This is a genomic window from Candidatus Manganitrophus morganii (assembly GCA_021651055.1).
GTDB lineage: Bacteria > Nitrospirota > Nitrospiria > SBBL01 > Manganitrophaceae > Manganitrophus > Manganitrophus morganii.
In genome coordinates this window covers 1,046,637-1,073,521 of the sequence record JAJHOH010000001.1, presented here as the reverse complement: position 1 = coordinate 1,073,521, position 26,885 = coordinate 1,046,637, and the positions used below count along the sequence as shown (strand labels likewise).

At 60.0% G+C, this 26,885-nt stretch carries 24 protein-coding genes; 9 read left to right on the top strand and 15 right to left on the bottom strand.

Features of this window, described 5'->3' with window-relative positions:
* Positions 1-133 precede the first annotated feature (133 nt).
* The 11 genes from MCM46_04770 to MCM46_04720 all read right to left on the bottom strand — a co-directional run bounded on the left by MCM46_04770 (position 134) and on the right by MCM46_04720 (position 12,313).
* Complete coding sequence (locus tag MCM46_04770; protein MCG3111119.1) at positions 134-1,345, bottom strand: hypothetical protein; 1,212 nt, start codon at positions 1,343-1,345, stop codon at positions 134-136.
* Positions 1,342-2,046 (bottom strand): hypothetical protein, encoded by a 705-nt coding sequence (locus MCM46_04765; protein MCG3111118.1) that lies wholly within the window; start codon positions 2,044-2,046, stop codon positions 1,342-1,344. The genes MCM46_04770 and MCM46_04765 overlap by 4 nt, the downstream gene beginning before the upstream one ends.
* Positions 2,030-3,964 carry a tetratricopeptide repeat protein gene (locus tag MCM46_04760; protein ID MCG3111117.1) on the bottom strand — a complete coding sequence of 645 codons (1,935 nt, stop codon included), beginning with the start codon at positions 3,962-3,964 and terminating at the stop codon, positions 2,030-2,032. Before MCM46_04760 ends, MCM46_04765 begins: the two co-directional genes overlap by 17 nt.
* Positions 3,961-5,211 carry a protein kinase gene (locus MCM46_04755; GenBank protein MCG3111116.1) on the bottom strand — a complete coding sequence of 417 codons (1,251 nt, stop codon included), beginning with the start codon at positions 5,209-5,211 and terminating at the stop codon, positions 3,961-3,963. The genes MCM46_04760 and MCM46_04755 overlap by 4 nt, the downstream gene beginning before the upstream one ends.
* Positions 5,212-5,222: 11 nt before the next feature.
* Complete coding sequence (locus MCM46_04750; GenBank protein MCG3111115.1) at positions 5,223-6,734, bottom strand: tetratricopeptide repeat protein; 1,512 nt, start codon at positions 6,732-6,734, stop codon at positions 5,223-5,225.
* Between the two features lie 13 nt (positions 6,735-6,747).
* Positions 6,748-7,809 carry a hypothetical protein gene (locus tag MCM46_04745; protein ID MCG3111114.1) on the bottom strand — a complete coding sequence of 354 codons (1,062 nt, stop codon included), beginning with the start codon at positions 7,807-7,809 and terminating at the stop codon, positions 6,748-6,750.
* 32 nt (positions 7,810-7,841) lie between these two features.
* Positions 7,842-8,318, bottom strand: a complete 477-nt coding sequence (locus MCM46_04740) for a hypothetical protein (GenBank protein ID MCG3111113.1) — start codon at positions 8,316-8,318, stop codon at positions 7,842-7,844.
* 58 nt (positions 8,319-8,376) lie between these two features.
* Complete coding sequence (locus MCM46_04735; GenBank protein MCG3111112.1) at positions 8,377-8,754, bottom strand: hypothetical protein; 378 nt, start codon at positions 8,752-8,754, stop codon at positions 8,377-8,379.
* 95 nt (positions 8,755-8,849) lie between these two features.
* Entirely contained in the window at positions 8,850-9,233 is a 384-nt protein-coding gene (locus MCM46_04730; GenBank protein ID MCG3111111.1) for a hypothetical protein, read from the bottom strand.
* A 429-nt stretch (positions 9,234-9,662) separates the two neighbouring features.
* The gene (locus tag MCM46_04725) at positions 9,663-11,729 is read right to left on the bottom strand and encodes a sigma-54 dependent transcriptional regulator (GenBank protein ID MCG3111110.1); all 2,067 of its coding nucleotides are present in this window, start codon (positions 11,727-11,729) and stop codon (positions 9,663-9,665) included.
* Positions 11,730-11,914: 185 nt separating this feature from the next.
* Entirely contained in the window at positions 11,915-12,313 is a 399-nt protein-coding gene (locus tag MCM46_04720; GenBank protein MCG3111109.1) for a hypothetical protein, read from the bottom strand.
* A gap of 162 nt (positions 12,314-12,475) precedes the next feature.
* Between MCM46_04720 and MCM46_04715 the strand changes: the two genes are divergently transcribed.
* Positions 12,476-14,698: a GAF domain-containing protein gene (locus MCM46_04715; protein ID MCG3111108.1), complete on the top strand. Its 2,223-nt coding sequence runs from the start codon at positions 12,476-12,478 to the stop codon at positions 14,696-14,698.
* Between the two features lie 125 nt (positions 14,699-14,823).
* Here the strand turns inward: MCM46_04715 and MCM46_04710 are convergent, their stop codons facing one another.
* Positions 14,824-15,789: a PKD domain-containing protein gene (locus MCM46_04710; GenBank protein MCG3111107.1), complete on the bottom strand. Its 966-nt coding sequence runs from the start codon at positions 15,787-15,789 to the stop codon at positions 14,824-14,826.
* 322 nt (positions 15,790-16,111) lie between these two features.
* On the opposite strand from MCM46_04710, the gene MCM46_04705 reads away from it, so the two are divergent.
* The 8 genes from MCM46_04705 (at position 16,112) to MCM46_04670 (ending at position 24,606) form a co-directional block, all read left to right on the top strand.
* Positions 16,112-16,624, top strand: coding sequence for a cytochrome c family protein (locus MCM46_04705; GenBank protein ID MCG3111106.1), 513 nt, complete (start codon positions 16,112-16,114; stop codon positions 16,622-16,624).
* Between the two features lie 13 nt (positions 16,625-16,637).
* Complete coding sequence (locus tag MCM46_04700) at positions 16,638-18,815, top strand: molybdopterin-dependent oxidoreductase (protein MCG3111105.1); 2,178 nt, start codon at positions 16,638-16,640, stop codon at positions 18,813-18,815.
* Entirely contained in the window at positions 18,816-19,538 is a 723-nt protein-coding gene (locus MCM46_04695; GenBank protein ID MCG3111104.1) for a 4Fe-4S dicluster domain-containing protein, read from the top strand.
* Positions 19,539-19,642: 104 nt separating this feature from the next.
* Positions 19,643-21,016 (top strand): polysulfide reductase NrfD, encoded by a 1,374-nt coding sequence (nrfD, locus tag MCM46_04690; protein ID MCG3111103.1) that lies wholly within the window; start codon positions 19,643-19,645, stop codon positions 21,014-21,016.
* On the top strand, positions 20,994-21,530 hold the full coding sequence (locus MCM46_04685; protein ID MCG3111102.1) for a DUF3341 domain-containing protein: 537 nt from the start codon (positions 20,994-20,996) through the stop codon (positions 21,528-21,530). The genes nrfD and MCM46_04685 overlap by 23 nt, the downstream gene beginning before the upstream one ends.
* Positions 21,527-22,003, top strand: coding sequence for a cytochrome c (locus MCM46_04680; GenBank protein MCG3111101.1), 477 nt, complete (start codon positions 21,527-21,529; stop codon positions 22,001-22,003). Before MCM46_04685 ends, MCM46_04680 begins: the two co-directional genes overlap by 4 nt.
* Positions 22,004-22,012: 9 nt before the next feature.
* Entirely contained in the window at positions 22,013-23,269 is a 1,257-nt protein-coding gene (locus MCM46_04675) for a cytochrome ubiquinol oxidase subunit I (protein ID MCG3111100.1), read from the top strand.
* Positions 23,269-24,606: a cytochrome ubiquinol oxidase subunit I gene (locus tag MCM46_04670; protein MCG3111099.1), complete on the top strand. Its 1,338-nt coding sequence runs from the start codon at positions 23,269-23,271 to the stop codon at positions 24,604-24,606. The genes MCM46_04675 and MCM46_04670 overlap by 1 nt, the downstream gene beginning before the upstream one ends.
* Positions 24,607-24,615: 9 nt before the next feature.
* Here the strand turns inward: MCM46_04670 and MCM46_04665 are convergent, their stop codons facing one another.
* The 3 genes from MCM46_04665 to MCM46_04655 all read right to left on the bottom strand — a co-directional run bounded on the left by MCM46_04665 (position 24,616) and on the right by MCM46_04655 (position 26,883).
* Entirely contained in the window at positions 24,616-25,704 is a 1,089-nt protein-coding gene (locus MCM46_04665; protein MCG3111098.1) for an SDR family oxidoreductase, read from the bottom strand.
* Between the two features lie 90 nt (positions 25,705-25,794).
* Complete coding sequence (locus tag MCM46_04660) at positions 25,795-26,406, bottom strand: porin family protein (GenBank protein MCG3111097.1); 612 nt, start codon at positions 26,404-26,406, stop codon at positions 25,795-25,797.
* A 36-nt stretch (positions 26,407-26,442) separates the two neighbouring features.
* Positions 26,443-26,883: a DoxX family protein gene (locus tag MCM46_04655; protein MCG3111096.1), complete on the bottom strand. Its 441-nt coding sequence runs from the start codon at positions 26,881-26,883 to the stop codon at positions 26,443-26,445.
* Positions 26,884-26,885: the final 2 nt, after the last annotated feature.

Sequence of the window (26,885 nt, the reverse complement as noted above, 5' to 3'; positions counted from 1 at the left end):
AGGAAATAAATTCCCGTCTGTGTATAATCAAATCCCCTTAATCGAATCGAATGTCGGTGGTGTAGGTCTGGATGATACATCCTCGCCATATTTTTCCGTCGGGCGACGCATGCGTCGCCCCTACACGTCTACTCTAATTCGGAAAATTCACATCAATCCGAACCGGGACAGGTGGCGGCGCGCCCGCAGATCCGGAAGGGGTCGGAGGGACCAACATTCCCATCGACGGGGCCATCACCTGATGTCCGGCGGAGCCCTGCGGAAGCTGCGGAGCGGCGAAAAACGTCCCGGTCGAAAGAATCGCCGCGCCGCCGTCGCCGATCGCCTCGGCCCCCGAGATCATCGCGGTCATATCGAGCGGAAAGAGGGGGGTGTCGAGAAGCGCTTTGCGGGCCAGCTCGAATTCGGGATCTTCTTCCACTGCCAGGAAGAAGGCGCGGGAGGCTTCCCGATATTTGTTTTGGTCGAGGTATTCGAGTCCCTGGGAGTAGAGACGGAACGCTTTGAAGTTTTTCGTATGGATCGTCCCGACCGCCGCCTTGGTCTGGCTGTCGAGGCTTTCCGGGCAGTGGCCGATCCCGCAAAGGATTTTGAAGACCAATTCTTTTTCCAGCTGGTAGAAGGCCGGCAGATCTCCCTGGACTTCCGGATTCGTCAGCGACTTCCCGCTCTCCGTCTGCGTAACGGCGGCGTCGAGGCGGATCTTCTCCTGATCGAGATCGAGGAAGCTGCCGGTGGTGATTTTCCCGGCGCCGAGGAGTTTCCCGACGCGGGGAGCGCTCTTGGCATCGACCAATCCCGACTGCGAGAGCTTCAACTCATCGAGAAGCGCTTTGAGCTGGACCCGTTCGACCACCTTCAGCGTCTTGACCTTGGAGAGGTCGGTGATGATCATCGCCGCCAATCCCTTTGAAAGAGGGGCGTAGGTCTGCTGCCCCAAATTCTGGAAGGGGGAGACTGCAATCGCCCTGGCGTCGATCTTTCCGGTAAGCTCCTTTTCCTGCTGCAGGATTTCCCGGGCGGTCCGTTTGGCCTCTTCTTGCAAGAGCAGCGTCAGATATTTCGAGACCTCGCGGTTTCCCTCGCTTCCCGGATCGAGCCGGACATATTGTTTCCAGGCGGCGATCGCTTTGGACGGGTCCCCGGCCCGCAGATGGCTGAGACCGAGATAAAGCGCCTCTTGCGCGCCGGCTTCTTTCCCCTCGTAGGCCTGGATGATCTCGGCATAGCGCCCCTCTTGGTAGAGGGTCTTCGCCGCCGACTCCGGCCGGCCGATCTCCTCGGCCCATCCAAGCATCGGCATTACCCATATGAAAAACACGAACAAGATCAGTTGTCGTCTCATTGCAGTTCCTTTAGTAGGAGGTTCTCCATCCGCTCCCGCGCTTCCTGATGCCGGGCGTCGATGGCGAGGGCCTTTTGATACATCTCTAAGGCCTTCTGATTGTTGTTGGATTGTTCAAGGGCCAACCCTTGCAGAAAAAAATCGTGGCTCGACTTGGGCGACGCCTGCGTCGCCCCTACCTTGGAAATAATTAAATCGGCCATCTGTTTCGAGAAGTTTTTTTCCAGAATCGCCCGTTCGGCGGCGCGGCCTTCGAGCGCGCTTCCCTCGGCGATCCCTCGTTCGACCTCTACGATCCGGCCGTCGATCCGGAGCCCCCCCGCCAAAGAGGTATATCCCCCCATGATCAGGTATTGGGCCCCGAGCAATTTCCCGAGGCGAAGTTGGCTGTCCCGGTCGGCGATGTCGAGGCTGGCGATGGAGAGCTCTTCCAAGATTTTTTGGAGCGACTCCCGATCGATCAACCGAAGGTCGGGGCGTCCCGAGAGCTGCTCCGAAATCCGATCGGCGAGGGTGCGGCCGAGTCCCTGCGTGGCGACGGTTTGGCCGATCCCATGGTCTTCGAATTCCAGGACGGCCACGGTCAGCAGATGTCGTTCCGGAAGGAGAGACGCCTCCGGACGGACCGGAGACGTCGAGGGAGAAACGCAGGCGGTGAACGCAAACAAGAGTGGAATCAGAAAATCAAAACGCCGTTTCATTTCCCCCTACTTCCTCTAACACTTTTTGATCTTTCTGGACAGCCGACGTGCGCTCCGTCAGCTTTCCATAAGAAAGCCCCTCTTCCACCTCCACGATTTCGAGAAGGCCGACCCGCTTTTTCTTGTGGCCGATCGTCTTCCCATCGACCACGATCGCCTCCCCTTCATCGATGATCTTCAATTTGGTTCCCGGTTTGATCCCGTGGCGGGTTCCGAGGTTGATGATGACCTGGTTCCCCTCCTCGACGGAGGCGATCTTCCCTTTCAGAGGATATTGCTCCTTGATCTTTTTGCCGAGCGCCTGCGCCGTCTGATCGGCGAGGGCCAACAGATTCTTCTGCGGGCCCATCTCGTCGGCGTGGGTGATCTTGATCGCGGAGGTCTCCGGATCGATCAGCCGAAGGCTCAGCCGGACCCCCTCCGGAATCTGCACCAGGCTACCGGTGACGATCAGCCGGGCCGAGAGGAGCTTCCCGAGCTTGAGGGCCGTTTCGGGATCGGCCAGTTCGGAGGAGCCGAGATTCAATTCGGTCAAAAGTTTATCGAGCATCTCCCTTTCCACCACCGCGACCCGTCCGCCGGCGGAGAGCCGCTGTGTCATCTCGGCTTGGAGGACCTCCGTCATTCCCTCGCGGAGGAGCCCCCCTCCCATCAGCTTCATCCCGAGGAAAGCCACCGTCATCGGTTTGGACGACCAGGGATCGGTCGGCGGAACCTCCGAGACCTTCCCTTTCTTAAACCGCTCGGCCAGATCGGCGACCAACCCGTCGACCCGCTTCTGCCGTTCCATATCCTCTTTGAAGGCGAGGTGTTGCTCCATCCGCTTCATCAGGTGTTTTGCGATCTCGTCTTCCGGATCGACGCTCAACGCTTCCTGATAGAGGGCGAGCGCCTTCTGAGGCTGTCCCTGCTTCTCGTAAAGAACGCCGCGGTTGGAGAGGATTTCGGGGGAGTAGGGGTTGTGGACGACCGCCTCTTGATACATCTTCTCGGCCATCGCATATTGTCCTTGCTCGGAGTGAATCCGCCCCGCGTTGTTGAAAGCGGTCGCCCGCTGCCAGTCGCTGGAGAGTTTTCCCTCGGCGGCGCGGGTGAACTCGGTCAACGCCTCCTGCTGATTCCCCTGCATGGCGAGCACATTCCCCTTTACCAGATGAACCAGGCCGTTGTTCGGGTCGTCTTTTTCGACCTCTTCGGCGATCGAGAGCGCTTTGTCGGTCTCCCCCTTTTGAAGATGAATTTCGGCGAGCCCCTCTTTTCCGAGGATCGCCTCCGGTGATTTCAGCTGGGCGATTTTAGAAAATTCGCTCTCGGCGCGATCAAATTTTCCCTCTTTGAGGAAAACATGTCCCAGGCCGGCCGCCGCCTGCGCATCCTTCGGGTTTGCCTTGAGCGCGGTTTCAAAAAGCGCCTTTGCCAGCGTGGTTTTTTTCGCCTGAAGTCCCCGTTGCGCCACGGTGGTGACGAACCGGGTAGAGGAGGGGCCCCCTCCTTCCAGGACATCGGTGATCCGGGCGCCGGGACCGAGGATATAGGTCGTCGGAAGGATCACCTTTACTTCATACGCGCCGAAGACTTTTCCGTCATCTTTCACCACCGGGAAGGGGAGGGAATGTTGTTTCAGATAAGGATCGAGCGTCTTGGCGTTGTCTTGCGTCACGGCGAGGATGGCGATCCCCGCCGTCTCGTACTGCACGTAGAGATCTTTGAGATGGTCGAGCCCTTCCCGAGCTGGCTTGGAGTCGAGCTTGAAGAAGTAAACCAGGACCATCGGCTTTTTCTTTACCGATTCCAATGCGGTGAAGCCCGGGGCGGTCTCCCCCTTCTTTAGGGCGGCTTCGGCGATTCCGGTCACTCCGATCAGAAAGAGGAAGACCGCGGCCATCCCCCCCACGACGATTCTATTGATTGTCTTCATGGAGTCTTCTCCTCTTCTGTGAGTTTTAAATCGACCGGGACCTTCTCCCCGGAGACGACGGTGATCGTCGCCTCCAGCGGGTGGTGCCCTTCTTTCCTCAAGACCAATTCATGCGAGCCGGCGGGGAGATCGAGCATCAGCGGGGTAAGCCCCTTCGGTTCGCCGTCGATGAGCACCTCCGCGCCGATCGGCGTCGTCGTCAGATCGACCTGGCCGATCTGAGGGGTGGAGACCGCCTTGGCGCCGGCGCTTATCGGATCTGCCGGCGCTTGATTGGGGGCTAAACGCCACCAACCGATCAGAGCCATAAGCCCGATGACGGCGATGGGCGCCCAAACCCAATACCGGCCCTGGCCCGCAGGCGTTGGGAGGGGCGCCTCTTGGCTCCCGGAGAGGGCCATGGTCGGACGCTCCTCTGCGGCCTGCTCCCGATGCGTCGACAGCGCGGCAAGCGCATCGGCCATCTCCGCCCCGGTGGAGAAGCGTTGACCCGGTTCCTTCTCCATCGCCTTCATCACGATGTCGCTGAGCGGTTTTGGGATGTCGGGGGAGAGGCTCGCCGGCGGAGCGGGGTTTTTGGTCAACACCTGGTGCATGATGGCGGCGACATTGTCCCCCGGAAAGGGCTTTTGACGGGTCAGAAGCTCGTAAAGGAGGGCGCCGACGGAGAAAAGATCGGAGCGTCCGTCGACCCGCTCTCCCTTGCATTGCTCCGGGGACATGTACTGCGGCGTGCCGAGGAGGTGGTCGGTCTGTGTGTGGCCCCCTCCGTCCAGTCGCGCGATCCCGAAGTCTGTCACTTTAACCGTCTGCTGCTCCGAAGTCAAAAGAATATTTCCCGGTTTGATATCCCGATGGATCACCCCTTTGGAATGGGCAAAGTCGAGGGCGCGGCAGATGTCGATTCCGATCCGGACGATCTGGTCGGCGGTCAGCGGCGTTCCTTTTTTGAGAAGCTGGCCGAGCGAAGTCCCCTCGACATATTCCATGACAATGTAGGCGGTGCCGGTGGCGGTGTCCTCCCCGGTATCGAAGATGGTGACGATGTTCGGATGGACCAGCCTTCCCAAGGCGAGGATCTCCCCCTGGAAGCGCTTGCGGGTCTCCTCCGATGCTTCGAACAGCTCCGGGCGGAGGCACTTGAGAGCGACCTGCCGGTGGATCTTGGCATCGCTGCCAAGGTAGACGATTCCCATGGCGCCCCGTCCGATTTCGATTAAAATTTCATAACGTCCGAGTGATTTCATTGTTTGATCCGTTAATTGTTCCCTTCAATGGCTTTCAGCCACTGGGCCACTTGAACCGCCTCCGGGGAGGTCGGTTTTAATTCGAGATATCTTTTGTAGTGCAGCGCCGCCTTTTGAGGATTCCGGAGGACACTATCATAAAAAGTGCCAATATTAAAGTGGGCATCGGCATATTTGGGATTCACCTCCAATGCCTTGACGTAGGCCTGCTCGGCTTTCTTCATCTCTTTCATCCTCCGAAAGACTTCACCCAGGTTGTTGTGGGCCTTCGCCGATTGGGGCCAGAACCGAATGCTCTGCGCCAGAAGATCGGACGCTTCGGGATACCGCTTTGCTTCGGCGAGGAGGGTTCCCATCTGAAAGAAGGTTTCTCCAAGGAATCGTTTCACCTCCCGGCTGGGGACGGCGAAAGCGATTCCCCGCGCGTCCTGGAGCGTTCCCAACACCACCCCGACGACCTCTCCCTGCTTGTTTAGAAGCGGGCCGCCGCTGTTTCCGGGGTTGATCGCCACATCGGTCTGAAGGACCGGGCGATCCCCGAGGACCCGCTCCGGCGCGCTGATGATCCCTTGCGAGGCCGAGTGGTTGAGACCGAAGGGACAGCCGACCGCCATCACGGACGCGCCGGCCTTGGGGTTGTCGGACGGAGCGAAAGAGAGCGGTTCCGTTTCTTGAAACGCAATCTGAAGGAGGGCCAGGTCGAGCGCGCTGCTGACCGATATCACCGACGCAGGATATTTGGCGCCGTTTTGGAATTGGACCGTCAGGCGGTTTGCCTGATTGGCCTGATGACCGCTCGCCAGGATATACCCCCCCCCGACGATGAAGCCGCTTCCTTCGATCTTCCCCTGTGACGTTTCGCCTTGAACGCAGACCACCTGAGGGAAAGAGAGGGCCGGTTCCGGGGGGGGCGTCCGAGCCATCTGCCCCGCCGGAAGAGAGGGGGCCAAAGCGACCGGCGCGGGAGGCATGGGGAGGGGAAGGGGCGGTCCGGCCAGCTCTCCGGTGAGGTGAATGTCGCCGTCCCCCTCCTCTTCCGCGATTCCTTTCCCCCGCGCCAGCTTGTCCCCCGGAACGTCGGTCAATTCGGCGAGCCGCATCTGCGCCCGGGGGGCGAGGGGGTGGGTCGGTGCGAGGCTGAGGAAGCGGCGATAGTGAAAAATCGCCTGAACGTTGTTGGCTTTTTCATAGGAGTAGATGTTGGCCAGGTTGTGGTGGGCCTTGAAATGGTTCGGATCGATCCGGACCACCTCCCGGTAGGAGGCGACCGCCTCTTCAACCTTGTTCTGTTTCTGGAGAATGACCCCTCGTCGGAAAAGCGCCTCGGTGTTCTGCGGATCGAGCTTGAGGGCGGCGTCGAGCGACTTGAGGGCGTCGTCCAGCCGATTTTGATCGTAGGCGATCAGTCCCTCTTCGAGGTGGGTCGGTCCGACCGCGTCGGGCCGAAGCTGTCGGCTGCATCCGGCAAAGAGGATCCAGACGGAAAAGAAGAGAAGGGCGTTCTTGAAGCGTCGTTCCATCATCAATTTCACCTTTTTAATCCAAGATCGGGTAACCCGATTTGGCGACGGTTAACCCTTTCACATCGCCGTAAGGGATGGTCTCTTCTCCCTGGCTCCCGAAGCGGGGGTTCTTGTCGGAGAATCGGACGATGTCCCCTTTATGCGGGAGGGTGTTTCCCAAGACGCGCGCTTTGGAGAACTTTTCCGAGACGAAGACGACCGACAGTTCTCCGATCGGATTCTCGATGACGCCGACGACCTGATTCGTCTCCGGGTCGGTCAGGACCTTCTTGACCGAGAAGATCGAGAGCCGATCGCCCACGTGGACCTGCGCATTGGCGCCGGCGTTGATGTAGACCAAATTCTCTTCCAGGTGAATCACCTTTCCGAGGCCGGTCGAATGGGTCCGGAGCCGCTCTTGGACCGCTCCGAGGATGAAGCCGAGGGAGTCTTGGATCGTCTGCCGGGTTGCTTTGCCGAGGGGCGTTTTGTGAAAGGCGTCCCCGCCGAAGGTCAGCGTCGGGAAATTGATATCGATGGCGACCGCCTTCTCCCAGGCCCGCCCTTCCGAGCGGTAGGAGTGAAGGATCTCCCCGGTGGAGGTGTCGATGATCCGAAGGTCGATCGCCACGTGCGCCGCGGTGAACTCCGCCGACGCCTTTGGAAAGAGCCAGGTCAAGAAGCCGGCCCGTCCGCCGACCCCGACCGCCTTCTGCTCGAACTCGGTGACTTCTCCGACGATCAGATAATCAACTCCAAGAAGCTGACCGACCTGGGCCGCCGTCTCCTTCGTCACCAGCTTGGAAGCGGAGAGCTCCTGCTCCCGCATGATCTGGGAGAGGATCGCCCGCTCGACAACCACTACTTTTCCGGTGTTGATCAGCTCGGTGACCACCTGGGCGGCCAGCCCCCCGCCGATGTCCCATCCTCCATACACCTGAGCAAACCGGTCGGTGGCGCCGAACCGGGCGACCGCGACGCGGACCTTCCCCGCGGGGCCCGCCGCGACCGGCTCGGCCCAGGCCGTCGGAAGGCCCAGGCTGAGGGAGCAGAGGATGGCGACGATGAAGGATTTAAAATGATGTCCGGTCTTCATGATGATCTCTCCCTTTGGAAACGCCGCAGCGCTTAGCATCGCTTGTTCGATTCGTTGATGATGTTGACGTTGACCTGGCTGTTGATGCTCCCCTTGTTGTTTTCCACGTTCGCTTCGTTGCTCGAGTCGATCAAGATATCCCCCGCGATGATCAGACCGCCGTCGTCGGTGACCTTCTCCAGCCGGCTTCGGGCCCGGTCGGCCGCCGTGCACTCCTGTTCCGGGATCTCGGAGGGGAAGATGTTCGCCCGGACCCGGATCGACTCCTCGTCTCTTTGCTGGCGCTTTTTGATGTCGCGGATGGTCGCCTTCAATTCCTCTTCTTCTTTTTCCTTTTGTTCCTGGTCGGCCGTTTTCGGTTGTTTCTCTTCCGCCTCTTTTTTTGCCTCTTCCCGCGCCGTCTCTTCGCTCTGGATGGGAGGGGCTCCGTGCGTCGGTCCGATCTCCCCCCCGAGCAGCAGGGCGATCAGCGTAAATCCGAGCGAGGCGATGATTTTTTTCGTTTCCATGAGATTCCCCTCCCGCGTCCGAAGGGGCGTGGGATTGGTCCCACGCCCCCCTCGGTTCCTACTTGTTGTTGCTGTTGACGTTGGTGGTGCTCAGATCGCTGTTGTTGATTTCAGTTTTGCCGGTGATGTTCGCCGAGTTCGATTGCGCGATATCCCCGCTGTTTCCGACGACGCTTCCGACGGAGTTTTTCTGGAAGGTCTTGTTGCCGGTGACGACGGCGCTGTCTTGAACGTCTTTGATCACCTGGTTGCCGATTCCCTTGGCTTGATCGCCGCCGACGTTGTCGCTATGCTCCCGAACGTCCCGGCCGGCCGCCTTGACGGTTTGATTGACCTCTTTGCTGTCATCGCAGCCGAAGAGGCAGATCGCTTTGCTTTCCATTGCCGTCCCGAAAACCAGGGCCAATCCCATCACGGTCGCTACGAATGTCTTCATTTTCATTTCCCCCTTTATTTGGAAGTCGTTGTTTTAGGTTGTCGTTTCCGCTTGATCGGAGAGACCCGGGCGCCCCGCCCGGGTCCCGCACCGGACTATTTGTTGTTGCTGTTGCGGTTGTCCGTGCTCAGATCGCTGTTGTTGATTTCGGTCTTGCCGGTGATGTTGGCGGAGTTCGATTGAGTGATGTCGCCCTTGTTGAAGAAGACGCTGCCGACCGAGTTGCTCTGGACCGTGGTGTTGCCGGTCACGACGGCGCTGTCTTTGATGTCCTTGATCACCTGGTTGCCGATTCCCTTGGCCTGGTCGCCGTTGACGTTGTCGCTTGCTTCGCGAATGTCGCGGCCGGCCCCTTTGGCGGTCTGATTCACGGTGGTGCTGTCATCGCATCCGATGAGGCAAATCGCCTTGCTCTCCATCGCGGTTCCGAATACTAAAGCCAATCCCATCGCAGCTGCTACCAACGTTGACTTCTTCATTTTTGTATCCCCCCTGTGGATGTTTTGGTTGATCTTGTGAAGAGTGCCGGCGGCCCATCCGCCGATTCCTCATTCACTTTCTTTTTGCGTTCACGGGCAGGGGGTATAGCAAGGGGTGTGCCAAGTTTTTTGAAGATGCCTTTTTTGTGAAAGGGACGCGAAAAATGGGGCGTCTCGACTTTCCGGTTCCGTCTATCGCGTCCATCCCGGCTTGGGTTTTCTGGTTCCTGGAAGAAAAATTATGGATTCCGGAAAAAAGAAGAGAGGGGAGAGGAAGAGGATCAGGGAAAGCGGTCGCGCGTCGGTTTCCACTTGGCACAGAAGATACAGTGTATCTGAAGATGTTCATCCTCATTACGATCACGAGCCTAAAAAGGAAGGCCCTCTTTCATCTGTCGAAGGTCTCCTTAGGATTTTTGCTAAATGGGGCTAACGGATGTCGCGCCCGGTCCGTAAATTCATGGTCCGGATGAGCCGGGCCAGATAGGTGCGTTGAAGTCCCAATATCTCGGCGGCTTTGGTCTGATTGCCGCCGGTTTTGTGAAGGGCGTCCTGGATGACCGACCGTTTGTATCGCTCCAGGGCTTCATGAAAGTCTTGCGGCCCCCCCATCAGAACCTTGGCGGTCGACTCCTCCTCCGGCAGAATAATATCGTCGGGGGTAATGATCTGGTCTCGATCCAAGACGACCGCGCGCTCGATGACGTTCTTTAACTGGCGGATGTTTCCCGGCCAGCTGTAATCGGCCAGGAGGGTAATCGCCTCCCGGGTGATCGCCGGTTTTTCTTTTTTGCATTTCATGCTGAAGAAATTGAGGAACTGGTCGACCAGCAGGGGAAGGTCGTCGAGGCGCTCCGAGAGGGGTGGAAGGACGAGGGAGATGACATGGAGGCGGTAGAAAAGATCGCTCCGGAATTTGCCGGAAGCGATCTCCTTTTTTAAATCTCGATTGGTTGCGGAGACGATGCGCACGTCGATCGGAATCGCTTCCCGCCCGCCGACGCGCTGCACCTCCCGCTCTTCCAACACCCGAAGGAGCTTTGCCTGCATCGTGGGGGAGACCTCTCCGATCTCGTCCAAGAAGAGGGTGCCGCCGCTCGCCGTCTCGAAGATCCCTTTCTTCTGAGAGAGGGCGCCGGTGAAGGCCCCTTTTTCGTAGCCGAAGAGTTCGGCCTCCAGAAGGCTCTCGGAGAGGGCGGCGCAGTTGATGGCGTAGAACTTTTGATCCCGTCGCAGGCTGCATTGGTGGATCGCCTTGGCGAAGAGCTCTTTCCCGGTGCCGGTTTCGCCGATAATGAGGATCGTCGAATCGACAGGCGCAACCCGTTCGATCTGCTCGAAGAGGAGCTGCATCTTGGGGCTCTTCCCGATAATGCCGTGGAAGTCCGATTCTTTCTGGATCGCCCCCTTCAGCTCTTCATTCGCCTGGGCCAGCGCCTTGTTCTCCATCGTATAGCGGAGGAGCTGGCGATGGGTCTCCCGCAATTCGCGGACATGATTGAAGAGGGGGGGGATCATCTCCAGGCGCGCCTGGACCATTTCCGGCGATTCCTTCCGCGAGGGTTTCGACTTCCAGGTGAAGCGGTAGCGGGAATAAGGGGCGTTGAAGAATTGCCCGCGTTCCAGGGTGACGGTCAACGGACCGGCCTGAAGGGTTCCCCCCTTGACGATCTCGTAGGCGCTGTTTTCCTTTTGATACCGTTCCGGGTCCTCCTCCACCTTGGGGACGAGGACCTTGAGCGCTCCCCCCTGAGGATGGAGAATCAACCCTTCCGGTATCGTCGGATTGTTGGGTGATGTCGAGATCTCCGTTCTAAGAGAGACCGCCCTGGCAATAACCACTTCCCTTTTCGAAGCGCTTTCGATGACGGCGAGCCGGCCGTCCCTTTTTTGAATCTGGTATCCTCCGAATTCTCGAACAAGGTTCTGGAGCTTGAGTTGAGAAACCTCCTCGATGCAGCGGGCCTCCTCGACGACCGGAAAGAGCTTTGTGAGTCCCTCGTAGTTCCCGCGGATAAACCCGAAGTTGCCGAGAATCGGCTCGACATTCGGTCCGAATTGGGAGAGCAAGATCGCCTCGGGGCGCTGGGTTTCGGAAGGGGGAAGATACTGCAGCTTGAAGTAGTTGGCGAAGCCGGTGGCCCAAAGATTGGAGCAGTAGAGCGCCTGCTCCATCTGATTTTGAAGCTTCGCAATGATCTCCAGGACGGAGGGGCCGTAGCCCGCTTGGAAATACTCTTTGGCCGCCAGGTAGGTGATCTCTTTTGTCCCGCCGGCATTTTCGGCTGCGAAAATTAAATTCTTGAGGATGTGATGAGGAACCCAGTTGTTGTGGTCCGACAGAAATGCCTTTGGGTCGGCAATCGGATTGAGGCGATTCTCCCCCGACAGGATCTCGTGGTAGTCGATATCGTCCCCCTTCCCGATCCGCTCCAGATGAAGAATGAGCATTCGGGTGAGAAGACAGGTTGTCCAGGGGGTTTCTTGGTCCATCATGAAGCTCTGTTGTAAGGATATGGAAAATACCTACGAAATACTTAAGGTGTGTTGGCGTGAAGCTACCTCAAAATTGGATCATTTGTCAATGAAATAAGATGCCGTTTTTTAAATCCTCCGCGAGCAGTCAAGTCGCGGTCGGCGGGAGGGAAAGATCAAAGGGGGGTTGATCGGATCGACGAGCGTCAGCGGCTCTCTTCGTCCGGTGTTGGTTTCGGATCAGGGGTGGACGATTCGGATTCCGGCGGCGCGGGAGATTCTTTTTCATCCAAGCGTTCCAGCTGGGCCAAGGCGTCTTTCATCTTGACGCACCACTCCTCTTTCGATTCGCCCGATTGGCACTGCTCCCATTTTCCCTTGCTCTTTTCGGCCAGACCGACCAGGGTCTGCATGCCGGTGGCAAGGGCGTTCAACGCTTCATCCAGCGCCCGCTCGAGCCGCTCTGTTTCGGAGGGAGGCGGCTCCGGTTCTGCCGGGGGAGCCCCCCAGACCGGGAGATCGACCTGGCAGAGGATCAGGAAGATCACAACGGGGAGGGCCCATCGGCGTGATTTTTGGGAATGTTCTTGCTGAAAAAGAGCCATCGCGCTCTCGCGTTATTCAATCATGGTCAGATTCAATATACTCCTTTTTAAAGTGGGCCGACAAGAGGAAGGGCCGCAATTCATCCTGGCTGCCTCCCTTGTTATTCCGGGGGAGATATGCTAAAGTCAGCCCGTTTTAAACGGTTGGCGTGATTGATAAAGATGAAGAAATCCCATCCGAGCAGATCGACCTCCGCTTTTAGTCTGGTCCCAGGAACCTCTCCTCAAAGAGGGTATTCAGAAGAGGAGATCCTGGAGAAAGCGGTGAGAGTCGCCGATGGACGATGGGGAGTCGCGTTCGGGTTCTTTATGACCTTTGACTCCGAACAGTCGGGTCCCCTTTGGATTGCGTCGGGTTCTCCTCTCAACGCGAGGCGGGCGGCGAAGCGCATCTTGGCCGACGCGTCGCTCATCGATCAACTCCAAAAGAAAAGAAAGCCGATCTTCCGGGCCGACCCGAAGGCCCCCTCTGTTTTAATTCCACTTTCCCGAAAAATCGTTCCTTTCGGCATTTTCTGCCTCATTCTCGAGCGGGCGGTCTGGAATCGCGCCGATTTTGCGGCCGCGTCGGAAATCGCCTGGCAGGCCGGGACGGCGATTCAGACCCTACGCCAATTAAGAGAGAAAGAACGGGCCCTCCTCCGATGGGATCGTTTCCGACGGATCGTTGCGGAAGTTTCTGCGGAGCGGCAGCCGACATCCCTTTTTACAAAGATCGTCCGGCAGGGGATTGCGTTTTTGGGATTCGATTCGGGCGAAATCGTCCTTTGGGATCCGGCCCAGAGCCGCCTCATCGTTCAGGCTGCTGTGAACATGCCGGCCGGTTCCGAGAAGGCGACGTTCCGAATGGGAGAAGGGATCAACGGAATGGCCGCCCGGACCGGAAGGACGATTGTCTTACATCGGGAACGCGCTTCCTCCTCCCTGGCCAAGGGCGCAAAGGCGCCGCCATATCAAATCAAGGTCGCCTCGCCGCTCCGAATCGGAGGACGCACCCTCGGATCGCTCAGCCTCCAAGCCAAATCGGCCGCAAAGCGCATTTCGGATCAGGACCGATTTTTCCTGGAGGCCCTGGCGGATCAGGCGGCCATCGCCGTTGAGAATGCGCGGTCTCTCGATTTGAATCAAAAGGAACTGGCCGAGGCGGAGATGCTTCGGAAGACCGGGATCGAACTGAGCGCCGGGTTGGATCGCTCACGGCTCTTGGAGACGATCTTACATCGGGCTCTATCACTTTCCGGTTTGGACATCGGTTGGATCGCTCTCTGGGATTCTGAGCAGGGATGTCTGAAGATCGAGAAGGGGGTTCATCTTCCCCCGGCCCTTCTCGGGAAAAAAATCAAGATCGGGGAGGGGCTGGTCGGAAGGGCGGTTCAGGAACGGAAGGTCCTCTTCGTCGATCCCGGTCTAAAGGGAGGGGAGCCGCTTTGTGAAGCGACCCGCCAGCTCTCCTTGGAATCGGCCATTGCGGCCCCCATTCTCTGGAAAAAGAGAATCCTCGGCGCCTTCTGTCTCGGCACGCGGGACCCGGATCGGCGCATTTTACCGCAGGCGCGTAAAACGGTAGAAGCGCTCTGCCAGCACGCAGCGCCCGCCCTGGCGAACGTTTCGCTTTTCGAGTCGCTTCGCGGCGAGAAGGAACAGTATCGGCGGGATTTGGAGGCGCGTCTGGAGGAGTTGAACCTGCTCCAGGAGGAGCTGGCCCGGAAGGAAAAAATGGCCGCCTTGGGGCAGATTGTCGGAAATGTGAATCACGAGCTCCGGCAGCCGCTCGAGGTGATCACCAACGCCGCCTATTATCTTAAAATGCAGCTCGATCGGAATGAGATCGGGCCGATCAAAAAGGAGTTCGAGCGGTTTCTCACGATTATTTCGGATGAGTGCCAGTCGGCGACCGATCTGGTGAACGAGCTGCTCGACTTCACGCGCAAAAAGGAAGCGGTGTCGATCCGGGTCGATCTGAACCAGCTTCTGGAGAGTCTCCTTCAGCGGGCCCCCCTTCCGGAGACGGTCCGGATCAAGCGGCGCTTCAGCCGAAAGATCCCGATGGTGTTTATCGACCCGATTCAGGTCTCGCGCGCCTTGGGTAATTTTATTCTCAACGGGATTCAGGCGATGACACAAGGGGGAACGCTCGAGGTCGCCACCCACCTGACGCGCAAGTCGGTGGAAGTCGTTATTCATGATTCCGGAGAGGGAATTGCGCCGGAGAACATGAGGCGGATCTTCGAGCCTCTCTTCACCACCAAAGCGCGCGGGGTCGGTTTGGGACTTCCGCTCGCCAAGCAGTATATCGAGGCGAACCACGGCGAGATCAACGTAGAGAGCCGGGTTGGCATCGGAACGACCTTCCGCGTCTCCTTCCCCCGGCTTCAAGCCGCATAGTCCATTCAAAAGACGTTCTTCGTAAATCGTTACAGGTGGCCCCTTCTTTTCCTAGGCTACCCGTGAATCGTAAATCTTCCGTTTAACGTATCGCGAATAGCGTTTTTTTCATTTCACGATCCCTCTCACGGATCGACCGTGATGGTGGCCGACGCGATCGCCGTCGCGCCGTCCGGGTCGGTGACGGTCAACGTGGCGATAAACTCGCCGGGGCGCTCATAGGTATGGCGGGCGGTCGGCGCGTAGAACGGCGGGGAGCCGTCCCCGAAATTCCAAGTATAAAAAGTGATCCACCCGTCGGGGTCTTCCGATCTCGTGCCGCTGAAGGCGACTGTGAACGGCGCCTCCCCTCTTCTCGCGGTGGTCGCCATTTGAGCGGTCGGCGGCGAATTGTCGTCGGTGACGGTCAGGATCGCCGACTGGCTGGGGGGAGCATCGTCCAATGGCGTGAAGACGGGAGGATCGGGAGGCGCGACCGTCACTGTGACGGCGGCCTCTCCGGGCGCCAGCGCGGTGGCGAGCCCGCGCGGATCGACCGAGACGATTTCCGGGGCGCTCGAACTCCAGGAGAAGAGAATGCCGTGGAGCGTCCTGCCGTTGGGATCTTTCGCCGTCGCGGTGAACCGGGCCTGGTTTCCGACGAAGAGGATCCGGTGTGTGCTGGTCACCTCGATCGAGGCGATGGGGGGGGCTTCGGGCGGGACGACGACCGTGATCTCGGCGGGGTTGCTGACGTCGTCGCCAAAAGAGGCCGTCAGCGTCGCCGTCCCTTCTTGGAGTCCCGTTACCCAACCGTCGGAGGAAACGGTCGCAGCCGTCGGGTTGTCGATCTTCCAGACCAGGTTGATCCCGGTCAGCACTTCACCCTGGCCATTGAGGATGGTCGCCAAGAATTGTTCTTCGGCGCCGATACCGAGAATGGCCGAATTCGGCGTAATTTGAATCTTCGCAATGTCCGGGGGGGCCAGCTCCTGCAAGGGGGCGGGCCGGGGGGAGGAGTCCTCGCCGCAGCCGATGAGAAACAATAAAAGGACCAGGGGAGCGGCGGTCCGGAGCGATCTCATCGAGTGAAGCAGGCCGAATCGGTTCACGATTTTTTCCCTCGGAAGAAAGTTTACATTCGGGTCGTAACGCTGCCGTGAGCAAGACTCACGGTTGAGAAAGAGCAAGGACGGTGCCGTTGATAAACGCCGAAAAGAAGCGATTGTTTGTTTCTCTCCAAGAATGATTCCCCCTCTTTTGCAAACGAATTGCAAACCGCTTCACAGAGATGTTGTTGTCACCCAACGGAAGGAGAGAGGGCTACCTCCAACGGCGGAATTGCCGCCGGAGAACCGAGCGTCGTATCTTGAAAGGTAATACTTTGTAAAGGGAGAGGTTGACCTATTCTGAAGAGAGGACGGATCGGCCATCATGCGGAAGCGGGTTGGAATGCTGTTGGCGTTTTTGGTGATCGGGGCGGCGGTTGTTTTGGGTGCGATCTACGCTCAGACAACCGCCGACTTCACCGGTCAGGATCGTCAGCCGATCGCATTCAGTCATCAGCGTCACGCGGGGGAGCTGCAGATCGATTGTCTCTTCTGCCATCGCGGCGCCCGCATCTCTCCCGCCGCGTCGGTCCCTTCCGTTTACCTCTGCATGACCTGCCATCGCTCCCTGAGAGAGCAGACCCCGGAGACGGAAAAGCTGCTGGCCTATTGGAACGACAAGGAGCCGATCCCCTGGATTCGGCTTCAGCGTCTTCCTGATTTTGTCCAATTCACGCATGAAATGCACCTGGATGCCGGCTTCCAGTGCGCCGACTGCCACGGGGAGGTCGAGCGGATGTCTCAAACACCCCGGGCCGCCACCTTTGAAATGGGGTGGTGCATCGACTGCCACGAGCGCAACGGGGCCTCGCTCGACTGTTTTACCTGTCACTATTAGAACGGATCATTTGATGGATTTAAATCGGCGCGATTTCTTGAAGGTCATCGGTTTGGGCGCGGCGGGGTCGGCGCTTCCCGGATGCGGGGGAGAGACGGCGAAGCTGATCCCCGCTGTCTTGCCGGATGAGGAAATCGTTCCGGGGGTGGCCAACTGGTACGCCTCGGTCTGCCGGGAATGCGAGGCGGGGTGCGGCATCATCGTCCGGGTGATGGAGGGACGGGCGAAGAAGATCGAGGGGAATCCCGACCATCCGTTGAATCGGGGAAAGCTCTGCGCCCGGGGGCAGGCGAGCCTGCAAGGTCTCTACAACCCCGATCGGATCCGCGGCCCGCTCCAGCGCGACGGCGAACGGGGCGAGGGACGTTTCAAGCCGATCCCTTGGGAAGATGCCATGTCGCGCTGGGTGGCGGCGCTTCAAAAACATCCGGGCGGCGCCGTCCTGATCAGCCGGCCGGTCCCGGGAACGCTGGCCGGTCTCTTCTCCACCTTCATGAAGGAAATTTCGGGAACGGTTTTATTTTATGAGCCGTCGGCGGAGCGGCCTTTGCGGGCGGCGAATCGGAAAAGTTTCGGGATCGATTTTCTCCCCGACTACGATCTGGCGAACACGACCTATCTTCTCTCCTTCGGGGCGCCGTTTCTCTCTCATTGGCTCTCCCCGGTTCATTTCGGCATCGCCTACGGAGAGATGCGCCAGGGCCGGCCGGCGGTCCGGGGCCGGTTCGTTCAGGTGGAGCCGCGTCTTTCGATGACGGCCGCCAGCGCCGACCGTTGGGTCCCGATCCGTCCCGGAACCGAAGGGCTCCTCGCGGTTGCGATCGGCCGGCTCATTTTGAAAGAGGGGCGGGCGAAATTATCGAGGGAAGACCGCTGCCGCTTTGAGAAATTTTATGATCCCTTTTCAATCGACCGGATCGCCAACGAAACGGGGGTGGCCGAAGAGGAGATCGTCCGGCTGGCGCGCGAGTTCTACACCGCCGCCTCCCCCCTGGCGATCGGCGGGGGGATCGCCTCGGAGCAGACCAACGGGACCGACACCTTGGTCGCGATCAATGCTCTCAATCTCTTGGTCGGGAACATCAATCAACCGGGAGGAATCCATTTCTTCCAGCCTTCCGGCTTTCCCGCTTCGAGCGCGGAGGTCGTCGGGGAGCAGGCGCTTCTCGATCTGAAGAATCGGACTCAGAAACCCTCCCGCGCCCTCTTGATGCTCTATCAATCCAATCCTCTCTATACCCTTCCTCCCTCGACGCAATTCCGGCAGGTTTTCGAGGAGGCCGACTTCATCGTCAGCTTCAGCCCGTTCCTCGATGAATCGACCGCCATGGCCGATCTGATTCTCCCCGACCATTTCTTTCTGGAGTCGTGGGGGGATCATGTCACCGAGGGAATCGCTCCGGCGGTGGGGCTGGCGCAACCGGTGGTGATTCCGCGATACGATACCCGTCCGGTCGGCGACCTTTTCCTGAGCGCCGCGAACCGTTTCGGGGGAGGGTTGAAAGAGCGGCTTTCCTGGACCGATTTCAGAACGATGGTCCGGGAGCAGTGGCAAGATTTCTTCGCCCTCCGGCAACCGGCGCAGCCGTTCGATGCCGCGTGGGTCGAGGCGCTTCAAAGAGGGGGCTGGTGGAAACCGGAGGGGAAGCCGGTCCCGATTTCTCAACGGGGGGCGCCGACCGCGCCGGAGCCGGCCCGGTTCGAGGGGAGCGAGAAGGAGTTTCCGTTCCACTTCTATCCCTTTCCGTCGATGGGTCTCCATCAAGGAGAGGGGGCCAACCGCCCCTGGCTTCAGGAGCTTCCCGACCCGTTGACGACGGTCGTCTGGGGAAGCTGGGTGGAGATCAACCCGAAAACCGCGCAGGAATATGGATTGGCGGAGCGGGATCTGGTCCGGGTGATCTCTCCGTACGGCGTGATCGAGGCGCCGGTGATCTTTTTCCCGGGAAATCCGCCCGATCTGATCAGCATGCCGCTCGGGCAGGGTCATACCTTCTACGGCCGTTATGCGAGGGAGCGGGGGGTCAATCCACTCACCCTGCTGGCGCCGCTCATCGATCCCCCCTCCGGGGGGCTGGCAACCGGGGCCACACGCGTCCGGATCGAGCGGACCGGAAAGAGGGGAAGGCCGGTCCTGGTCGACCAGACGGGACAGGGAGCAAAGCGACATACTGAAGAAGGAGAGGCTTAAATGGTGGAATATCGGGATCAGAATGCGCCGCCGGGAGGACCGTATCAATGGGGAATGGTGATCGACCTTGACCGCTGCACCGGCTGCGAGGCGTGCATGGTCGCCTGCAAAGCGGAGAACAACGTCCGGATCGCCGGGGAGGATGAAGCGGCCAAGGGGCGGGCGGTCTCCTGGATTCGGATCGAGCGTTACTGGGAGGGGGAGTACCCGAACGCGCAGCTCAAATTCATGCCGGTCCTCTGCCAGCACTGCGGCAACGCCCCCTGCGAGCCGGTTTGTCCGGTCTACGCCTCCTATCACACGCCGGACGGGCTGAACGCCCAGGTCTACAACCGCTGCGTCGGCGTCCGCTACTGCGGGAACAACTGCCCCTACACCGTCCGCTACTTCAACTGGTTCGAGCCGCACTGGGACGAGCCGCTCAACGAGCAGCTCAATCCCGATGTCACGGTCCGCTCGGTCGGCGTGATGGAAAAGTGCACCTTCTGCGTCCAGCGGATTCGGGCCGGACAACAGACCGCCCAAAAAGAGGGGCGAAGGGTGAAAGACGGCGAGGTGACCCCGGCCTGCGTCCAGAGCTGCCCCACCGAGGCGCTCGTCTTCGGCGACCGGAACGACCCCGAGAGCCGGGTCTCCAAGCTCGCCGAGAGCGACCGCGGCTTCGGCCTGCTGGAGGAGCTGGGAACAAAGCCAGCGATCACCTATTTGAAGAGGATAAAATAAAAATTTTCAATAGAGGGGGAGGCCCCGTGCCTGCCCTGTCTTCATCATCAAAATCATCAATGCGGGCGGCCATGGGGGCCGCCCCTACCAGTGATTAAAAACCGATGGAAGCCAGAAAAGATTTCTTTCTGACAAAACAGAAGCGGGCCGGAGAGCGGGCCCATTGGGAGCTGATCCAGAAGGCGAACAGCGATCTGCTCGCTCCGATGCTCCGGACCGGACCGGCCTACTACCTGATTGTTGCGATTCTGGCCCTCCTGGTTCTGGCGGCGGCCGGCGCTTGGACATACATGATCCAGACGGGAATCGGACAGACCGGACTGCATCCCCCCATCTTTTGGGGAATCTTCATCGCCTCGTTCGTCTTCTGGGTCGGGGTCAGCCACTCCGGCACCTTCATCTCAGGGGTCCTTCGGATTTCAAACGCCGAATGGCGGCGGCCGATCACCCGGATCGCCGAGCTGATGACCCTCTTCTCGGTTATCGTTGCCGCCCTCTTCATCTTCGTCCACCTCGGGCGGGTCTGGCGGTTTTATTACCTGATTCCCTACCCGAACCAGCGGGAGATCTGGCCGAACTTCCGCTCGCCGCTGATGTGGGACGCCGCGGCGATCTTCACCTACGCCACCTCCAGCCTGATCTATCTTTACATCCCGCTGATTCCCGATTTCGCCCTGATGCGCGACCGGGTGACCGGCTGGCGGCGGCCGTTTTACCGCGTCCTCTCGCTCGGCTGGCGCGGGACGCAGACCGAGTGGCGGTGGCTCGGGATGGCGATCCGGATCATCACGATTCTGATCGTCATGGTGATGATCTCGGTCCACTCGATCGTCGGGTTCGACTTCGCCGTCTCGCTCGTGCCGGGCTGGCACTCAACGATCATCCCGCCCTATTTCGTGGTGGGGGCGATCCACTCCGGGATGGCGACGGTGGTGATGGGGCTTTATCTTCTCCGAAAAACCTACCGGCTTCACGATTACATCCGGCTTGAGCATTTCGACAAGATGGGAAAGCTGATGCTCCTGATCACCCTGCTCTGGGGGTATTTCTACTTTGTCGAGCGGCAGGTGGTCTGGTTCGGCGGGATTCCGGACGAAATGACGGTGCTCGACGCGATCCTCTACGGCTCCTACGCCCCGCAGCACTGGGTGATGATTCTCTTCAACTTCCTCATTCCGCTGATCGCCCTGAGCATCCCCCGGTTTCGGCGCTGGCCGCTCGGGCTGCTCGTCATCGGCGTGATGATCAATATCGCCATGTACATCGAGCGGATCTTGGTCATCGTCCCGTCGCTCGCCCACCCGCGCCTCGAATATGCCTGGGGGCGGTATTTCCCCTCCTGGGTGGAGCTGACGATCCTGGTCGGATCGTTCGCGTTTTTCCTGCTGCTGTATGTCTTGGCGATCAAGTTCGTTCCGATGATTTCGATCTGGGAGGAGAAGGAGGGGATCCTTCATGGCCGACACGAAGAGCGCTGAGAGAAGGAAGAAGGTGATCTTCGGCCTCTTCGAGCCGAAGACGCCGATGCGCCCTATTATCGACCGGCTGAACGAGATGAAATTTCCGGCAGGGACGGTCGAGATCTCCTCGGCGGTTCCGATTCTGGCCCAACCGGTCGGGGTCGGATGGGGGCGGCTCCATCTTTTTCATGTGACGATGATCGCGGGGGCGATCGGACTCCTCTTCGGGATCTTGCTGGCGGGGGGAACGGCGCTTCTCTATCCGCTTCGAACGGGGGGGAAGCCGATCGTCTCCCCTTCGATCGTCGGGATCATCTCCTATGAGATGATGATGCTTTTTGCCATCGTCACGACGTTCGTGACGATGGCCGTCCAGATCGTCCGGAGCCGCCGGGCCGGGGTGGGGTGCGACCCCCGCATCGACGAGGGGTTCATCGGAATTTCGGTTCGGCTCGACCGGGAAGACCCGAGGAGCGGGACGATCCGGGACCTTTTCCAGGAGGCGGGGGCGGTGGAGGTGGAGACCGAATGAACGTCCTGCGCTCGAATCTTCTCCGCGCCGTCCTCTTCGCCGGGATCGCCTGGATGACGTTGGCCCTGCCGGGGTGCTCCCGGGATATGGCGGAGCAGCCGTCGTTTCAGCCGCAGGAAGCCCCCCGTCTCCACTCGCCGGAGGGGAGCGTCCCCCGGAAGAGCCGGTCGGTGCTGCTTTCTCCTCCGCCCGAAACCCTCGACCGGGTCGCGCGGGGAGCGGCCCTCTTCGACATCAACTGCGCTCACTGCCACGGGAAGGTCGGGTTGGGGGATGGCCCGGTCGGCCGCTATCTGGTCCTCCCCCCCTTCAATCTGCAGGCCGATCAAACACGACGCCGTCCGGCGAAGGAGATTTACGAGATCGTCACCGACGGCCGGGTGGTGATGCCGGCCTTCAAAGGGGTCCTCTCGGCGGAAGAGCGATGGGAGGTGGCCTATTTCGTGAAGTCGTTCGGGGGGGATCCAGGATAGGAGAGCACATTGCCCGAAATTCTCGAACCGCTCGGCCGGGTGAATTTCCCCCTGATCGGCAACAGCCTGGTCATCGGCCTCTTCAGCCTGCTTCATGTCGCCCTGGCGAGCCTGGCGGTCGGCTTCATGATCCTTGCCCCGATCTTCGAAGGGATTGATCAGGGGAACCGTTTCTACGCGGAGGTCGCCCACGGCCTGACCCGCTTCACCATGGTCACCTTCACGGCGAGCCTGGTTCTGGCGGTGATCATGGTCGAGCTTTTCGTCGGGCTCTTCCCCCGGACCAATTCGTGGATGTTCAACCAATTCCGGTATCCGATCTATCTTGCGATCGGCGCATTCTTCCTGCAGCTCTTCTGTCTCTACCCCTATTATCACTTCTGGACGCCGATCCGGCGGCGGAGTCCCGCGCTCCACCGCGCGCTCGGTCTTCTGGCGGCTTTTTTCATATTGGTCTGGGTGGCGGTCCTGGACGGCATGGGATCTTACATGCTCACGCCGGTCTCCGCCGAAGGGAGCTGGGCGAATCTCATGAATCCGACCTGGCTGCCGCTGGTCGTCCATCGGTTTTTCGGCAACTTCGTCTTCGCCGGGTTCGCGATCGCGGCCTACGCCGGCTGGATGCTCGGGAGGGGACGGGGTGATCCGGAAGGGGAGGCCTACTATGCTTCTCTTTTGAAGATCGGTTTTCTGATCGGGCTGGCGGCCCTTCTGATCCAGCCGTTCACCGGCCTCTTCTACGCGACGCAGATCCGGAGCGCCTCCCCGGAGGCCTATGCGCAGCTGATCTGGGGGCGTTATCAGTGGCTGGTCTATCTTCAATTCGTCCTGATCGCGTTTCTCTTCACCGGGAGTCATCTGATCTTAAGATCGCTCCGGGCGGAACGGGGGAGAACCCTCCCCGGGGAGTGGCTCCTCTTCGGGAGCGCGTTTCTGATGGTCCTCTTCGTCGAGCGGCCGAACGTTCGGCGTCTCTTCACCTTTGCGTTGGTCGGACTGAGTTTTTTTTATCTCTATCGATGGCGGGAGGGGCTTCGCGCGGCGGGAGGGGAGCAGCTCAACCGATCGACCGTCCGCTCTCTGGCGATCGGGCTCGGCATCGTCTCCCTTCTGACCTACTGGACGATGGGGACGATCCGGGAGACGGCCCGGCGGCCCGACACCGTCCGCAACATCATCTCCCTCTACGACGAGGCCCGGACGCCGAGCTACGCGCGGCCGGGCGCAGCGCCGGGTGCTGAAGAGATTGGCGCGGGAGGACCCTGATGCAGACGGAGCCGTTGAACGTTTCGATCCTGACCGGAAAGATCGCCATCGCCACCGCCGCCCTGACGCACGGGCTCTTCGCCACCTTCGTCGTCGGGACGACCCTGATCGGGGCGATCATCGCCACCGTCGCCTTCGTCAACCGGAAAGAGCCGTACATGCGTCTCTCCCGGACCCTCGCCTTTACGCTGGTCCTGACCACCGCGACGGTCTCGTTCATGGGGGTCACCCTTGTCTTCATGCTGAATATCTACTGGCCCCGCTTCTGGAGCACGATCTTCCGGATCATGTTCTGGCCGTTCATCCTGGAGGCCTCTTTTTTCCTCGGAGAGGCGGTCTTCATCTACGCCTGGTACTACACCTGGAACTGGAGCGCCTTGGAGGGATGGCGGCGGCGCGCCCATCTCTCGTTCGTCTGGATCGGGACCTTCTTCGCCCTCATCGCCATGGTGATGATCGACATGGTCGCTTCCTACATGCTGACGCCGGCGCCGCAGAATACGGCTTCTATCTGGCCGAAGCTCTTCAATACCACCTTCCTCCATCTCGACATCCACCGCTTCTTCGGAAACCTCACCTGGGCCGGCTTCGCCCTCGCCGCTCTTTCGGCGATCGGGTATCTTCGCGCCAAAGCCCCCGAAGACCGCGCTCATTATCAATGGACGGGGCGGCTTCTTTTTGTCATCGGATTCGCCGCGCTTCTGATCATGCCGATCAGCGGCTTTCTTTATCTGCGCCAGATCCGATACAGCCAGCCGCAGGCCTTCTTCACCCTGATGCTCGGCGAGCGCTCCCCCCTCTTCGATCTGGTCGCCCTCCTCTACGGTCTCCTCGTCGCCGTCGGATCGATCCACATCTACAAAACGGTCCGGTCGAAGACGCCGCGCCCCGCCACCTTCGACAGCTTCATGCCGGTCTCGCTCGCCGCGGTCGCCCTCGCCGCGCTGCTTCTCGCGACGCCGTACCAGATTCAGAACATCCCGTACGCCTCGCTCCTCACCGATCTTCGGATCAACCCGCTCGGAAAGATGCAGCCGTATAAATACATCGCCCTCGCCCTGTTGATCGTCCTCGGCCTCTTCAACCTCGTCTACTTCATCCGCGCCTTTCCCTGGCGGCGGATTTGGGAGCGGGACCGGTGGGAGGGGCCGGCGGGGCGTCCGGCGCCGTATCTGCTGATCTCGCTTGCCCTTCTCTCGATCTTGATTTATCTCTCGATGGGATGGGTCCGGGAGACGGCGCGCGCCGCCAACGGCTATCTCATTTACGGGATGGTGTCGATTGAAGACGAGCGGCCGACCTATCAACCTTCCGAGCGCGTTCAAAAAGAAGAGTAATCGCCCGATCTATGCCGCCCGCGCCCGGAAGAGCCCCTTTCGTAAACGATTCGGTTTCCGTAAAGAGGCGATCGAGAACCGGAGCGCGGCCGTCGATTGCTTCGCGAAACCGAGAAAGGTTCCGACCGCAACGCCGAGGGTGCCGATGGTCGAGAGGGCGAGGGCGCCGCGGTAGATGTTCAGCCGGTATTGGAGGCTGGATCGTTTCGCCCCCTTGCCGAAGATGCCGTATGCGCCGCCGTCACCGGGGACCGGCTCCCAGAGGTTATCCGGCCGGTTCGGATCGACCGGCGCATCGGTCTGTTGGCCGGTGTAGCCCTTTCCGGCGAGATACCGATCGAGCAGGCCCGGAATCACTTTATTTCCGAGGATCGCTTTGGCGGCGGGCCAGCCGACGGTCCATTCCCGGCGGTGATGGTGCGCCGCCCGGACGATCGCCTCCGCCGCGAGCTCCGGCTGGAAGATCGGCGGAACCGGTTGCGGATGATTCGGCAGTCGCGTCTTGGCCCAGCCGAACTGGGGCGTATTCAGCGCCGGGAGCTGCACCATCGTGATCCGGACGCCGCTGTGGTCGTGAATCAATTCCGAGCGGATCGAGTCGGTAAATCCTTTGACCGCATGTTTGGCCCCGCAGTAGGCCGACTGCAGCGGGATCGATCGGTAGGCGAGCGCGGAGCCGACCTGGATGATCGTCCCCCGATTCCGAGGGAGCATCCGGCGGAGCGCCGCCATCGTTCCGTAAACGAACCCGAGGTAGGTCACGTCCGTCACCCGTTTAAATTCTTCCGGCGTCATTTCCTTAAAGGGGGAGAGGACCGTCGCGATTGCATTGTTCACCCAGATGTCGATCGGCCCGAACCGCGCTTCAACCGCTTCGGCCGCCGCTTCCACCCGGTCGGGGTCGGCGACATCGGTCGGGAGAACCAAGGCCTCCCCTCCGGCTGCTTCGATCTCCCGGCGGGCCCCTTCCAATCCCTCTTTTCCGCGGGCGAGGAGGCCGATCTTCGCCTTTCGCTCGCCGAAGAGACGGGCGACCGCCCGCCCGACGCCGGCGGAGGCCCCTGTAATGACCACGACTTCTCCTGTTTCACTCGCCATCTTCTCTCCTTCCACTGTTCCAATGTCCAAACGTTCATGCTGCGGAGCGCCGACGCGCTTCTCCCCATCCGATCTCGTTTCGTCGTTGCCTCAGAACCGATAACCGACGCCGACGGTCGCCTCCCAGGTGTTCAGCGATTCTTCAAAGCGATCAACCAGCTGGTCGATGAAGCGATAGCGCCCTTCGAATCGGAGCGAGATCCGCTCCGTCACCGGCGTGGCGGCGCCGAGCCCGACGTTGTAAGTAAATCCGCTGTCGTCGCTGATCCTCGCGGGGACTCCCGCGACCGATCCGAGGGTAATGTCGCCGTCCAGGTCTCCTTGCGCCCAGCCGATCCCCGTAATCAAGTAGTAATTGGTCGGATCTCGCGGGTTGGCGTTCCAGAGAAGATTCAGATCGAGCAGATGGACATTCATATCGCTGCCGCCGCCGGGGGCATTCTTCACTTCGCTCGGAACGAACGTATAACGGCCCTCGACCCCCAAAGCCGCGGTGGGGTGATAGAGATAATGGCCCCCCAGGACGAAAGCGTCATCTAACTCGGGCCGCCTTCCCAAGATCGACTGATCGGTCAGATTGTCGCCGAAAAAGGCGCCGGCATGTAGGCCGAATTCCCGACTTCCCGGCTGGATCTCCGCCGTTGCGAGACCGGCAAATAAAAGGGTGGCGATAAAGATCGACATAAAGAGAGGTTTCTTCATTATTTTTCCTCGTTGAGTATTTTGGAGTATTTTGCGTCAAGCGACCTTTCGTCGTGCAACCGCTTCGGTTCGATCGACCGATTCCGGCCGCCGTTTGGCATCGATGCTGATGCGCCCCGGGCCGGCCTCCATGACGTAGAGGAGGCCGCCGATCATCGCCAGGTTCTTCATGAAGTGGATCATCTGGTTCGGATCGGCAAAGTTGGTGTGGAAGATCAAGGTCGTCGGGATCATGAAGATCAAAAGGGCGAGGCTCCCCCAGAAGGTATAGGCGCCGAGGAGGAGCGAGAGGGCGCCGCCGACCTCCAGCACGATCGCCCCGACGAGAAAAAGGCCGGGGAGCGGCATGCCGGCCGATTCCATGTAAGCTTGTGTCTGGCCGGGCGCCATGATCTTGTTCAATCCCGACATGAGAAAGATGGCCGCAATCAGGATGCGGCCGAGCAGTAGAAAATAATCATTCCGGTCTGATTTCATAA

Excerpts from the sequence above, each read along its gene's own strand:
- MCM46_04770 (MCG3111119.1), bottom strand. The coding sequence starts at position 1,345 with ATGAGACGACAACTGATCTTGTTCGTGTTTTTCATATGGGTAATGCCG.
- MCM46_04765 (MCG3111118.1), bottom strand. The coding sequence starts at position 2,046 with ATGAAACGGCGTTTTGATTTTCTGATTCCACTCTTGTTTGCGTTCACC.
- MCM46_04760 (MCG3111117.1), bottom strand. The coding sequence starts at position 3,964 with ATGAAGACAATCAATAGAATCGTCGTGGGGGGGATGGCCGCGGTCTTC.
- MCM46_04755 (MCG3111116.1), bottom strand. The coding sequence starts at position 5,211 with ATGAAATCACTCGGACGTTATGAAATTTTAATCGAAATCGGACGGGGC.
- MCM46_04750 (MCG3111115.1), bottom strand. The coding sequence starts at position 6,734 with ATGATGGAACGACGCTTCAAGAACGCCCTTCTCTTCTTTTCCGTCTGG.
- MCM46_04745 (MCG3111114.1), bottom strand. The coding sequence starts at position 7,809 with ATGAAGACCGGACATCATTTTAAATCCTTCATCGTCGCCATCCTCTGC.
- MCM46_04740 (MCG3111113.1), bottom strand. The coding sequence starts at position 8,318 with ATGGAAACGAAAAAAATCATCGCCTCGCTCGGATTTACGCTGATCGCC.
- MCM46_04735 (MCG3111112.1), bottom strand. The coding sequence starts at position 8,754 with ATGAAGACATTCGTAGCGACCGTGATGGGATTGGCCCTGGTTTTCGGG.
- MCM46_04730 (MCG3111111.1), bottom strand. The coding sequence starts at position 9,233 with ATGAAGAAGTCAACGTTGGTAGCAGCTGCGATGGGATTGGCTTTAGTA.
- MCM46_04725 (MCG3111110.1), bottom strand. The coding sequence starts at position 11,729 with ATGATGGACCAAGAAACCCCCTGGACAACCTGTCTTCTCACCCGAATG.
- MCM46_04720 (MCG3111109.1), bottom strand. The coding sequence starts at position 12,313 with ATGGCTCTTTTTCAGCAAGAACATTCCCAAAAATCACGCCGATGGGCC.
- MCM46_04715 (MCG3111108.1), top strand. The coding sequence starts at position 12,476 with ATGAAGAAATCCCATCCGAGCAGATCGACCTCCGCTTTTAGTCTGGTC.
- MCM46_04705 (MCG3111106.1), top strand. The coding sequence starts at position 16,112 with ATGCGGAAGCGGGTTGGAATGCTGTTGGCGTTTTTGGTGATCGGGGCG.
- MCM46_04700 (MCG3111105.1), top strand. The coding sequence starts at position 16,638 with ATGGATTTAAATCGGCGCGATTTCTTGAAGGTCATCGGTTTGGGCGCG.
- MCM46_04695 (MCG3111104.1), top strand. The coding sequence starts at position 18,816 with ATGGTGGAATATCGGGATCAGAATGCGCCGCCGGGAGGACCGTATCAA.
- nrfD (MCG3111103.1), top strand. The coding sequence starts at position 19,643 with ATGGAAGCCAGAAAAGATTTCTTTCTGACAAAACAGAAGCGGGCCGGA.
- MCM46_04685 (MCG3111102.1), top strand. The coding sequence starts at position 20,994 with ATGGCCGACACGAAGAGCGCTGAGAGAAGGAAGAAGGTGATCTTCGGC.
- MCM46_04680 (MCG3111101.1), top strand. The coding sequence starts at position 21,527 with ATGAACGTCCTGCGCTCGAATCTTCTCCGCGCCGTCCTCTTCGCCGGG.
- MCM46_04670 (MCG3111099.1), top strand. The coding sequence starts at position 23,269 with ATGCAGACGGAGCCGTTGAACGTTTCGATCCTGACCGGAAAGATCGCC.
- MCM46_04665 (MCG3111098.1), bottom strand. The coding sequence starts at position 25,704 with ATGGCGAGTGAAACAGGAGAAGTCGTGGTCATTACAGGGGCCTCCGCC.
- MCM46_04660 (MCG3111097.1), bottom strand. The coding sequence starts at position 26,406 with ATGAAGAAACCTCTCTTTATGTCGATCTTTATCGCCACCCTTTTATTT.
- MCM46_04655 (MCG3111096.1), bottom strand. The coding sequence starts at position 26,883 with ATGAAATCAGACCGGAATGATTATTTTCTACTGCTCGGCCGCATCCTG.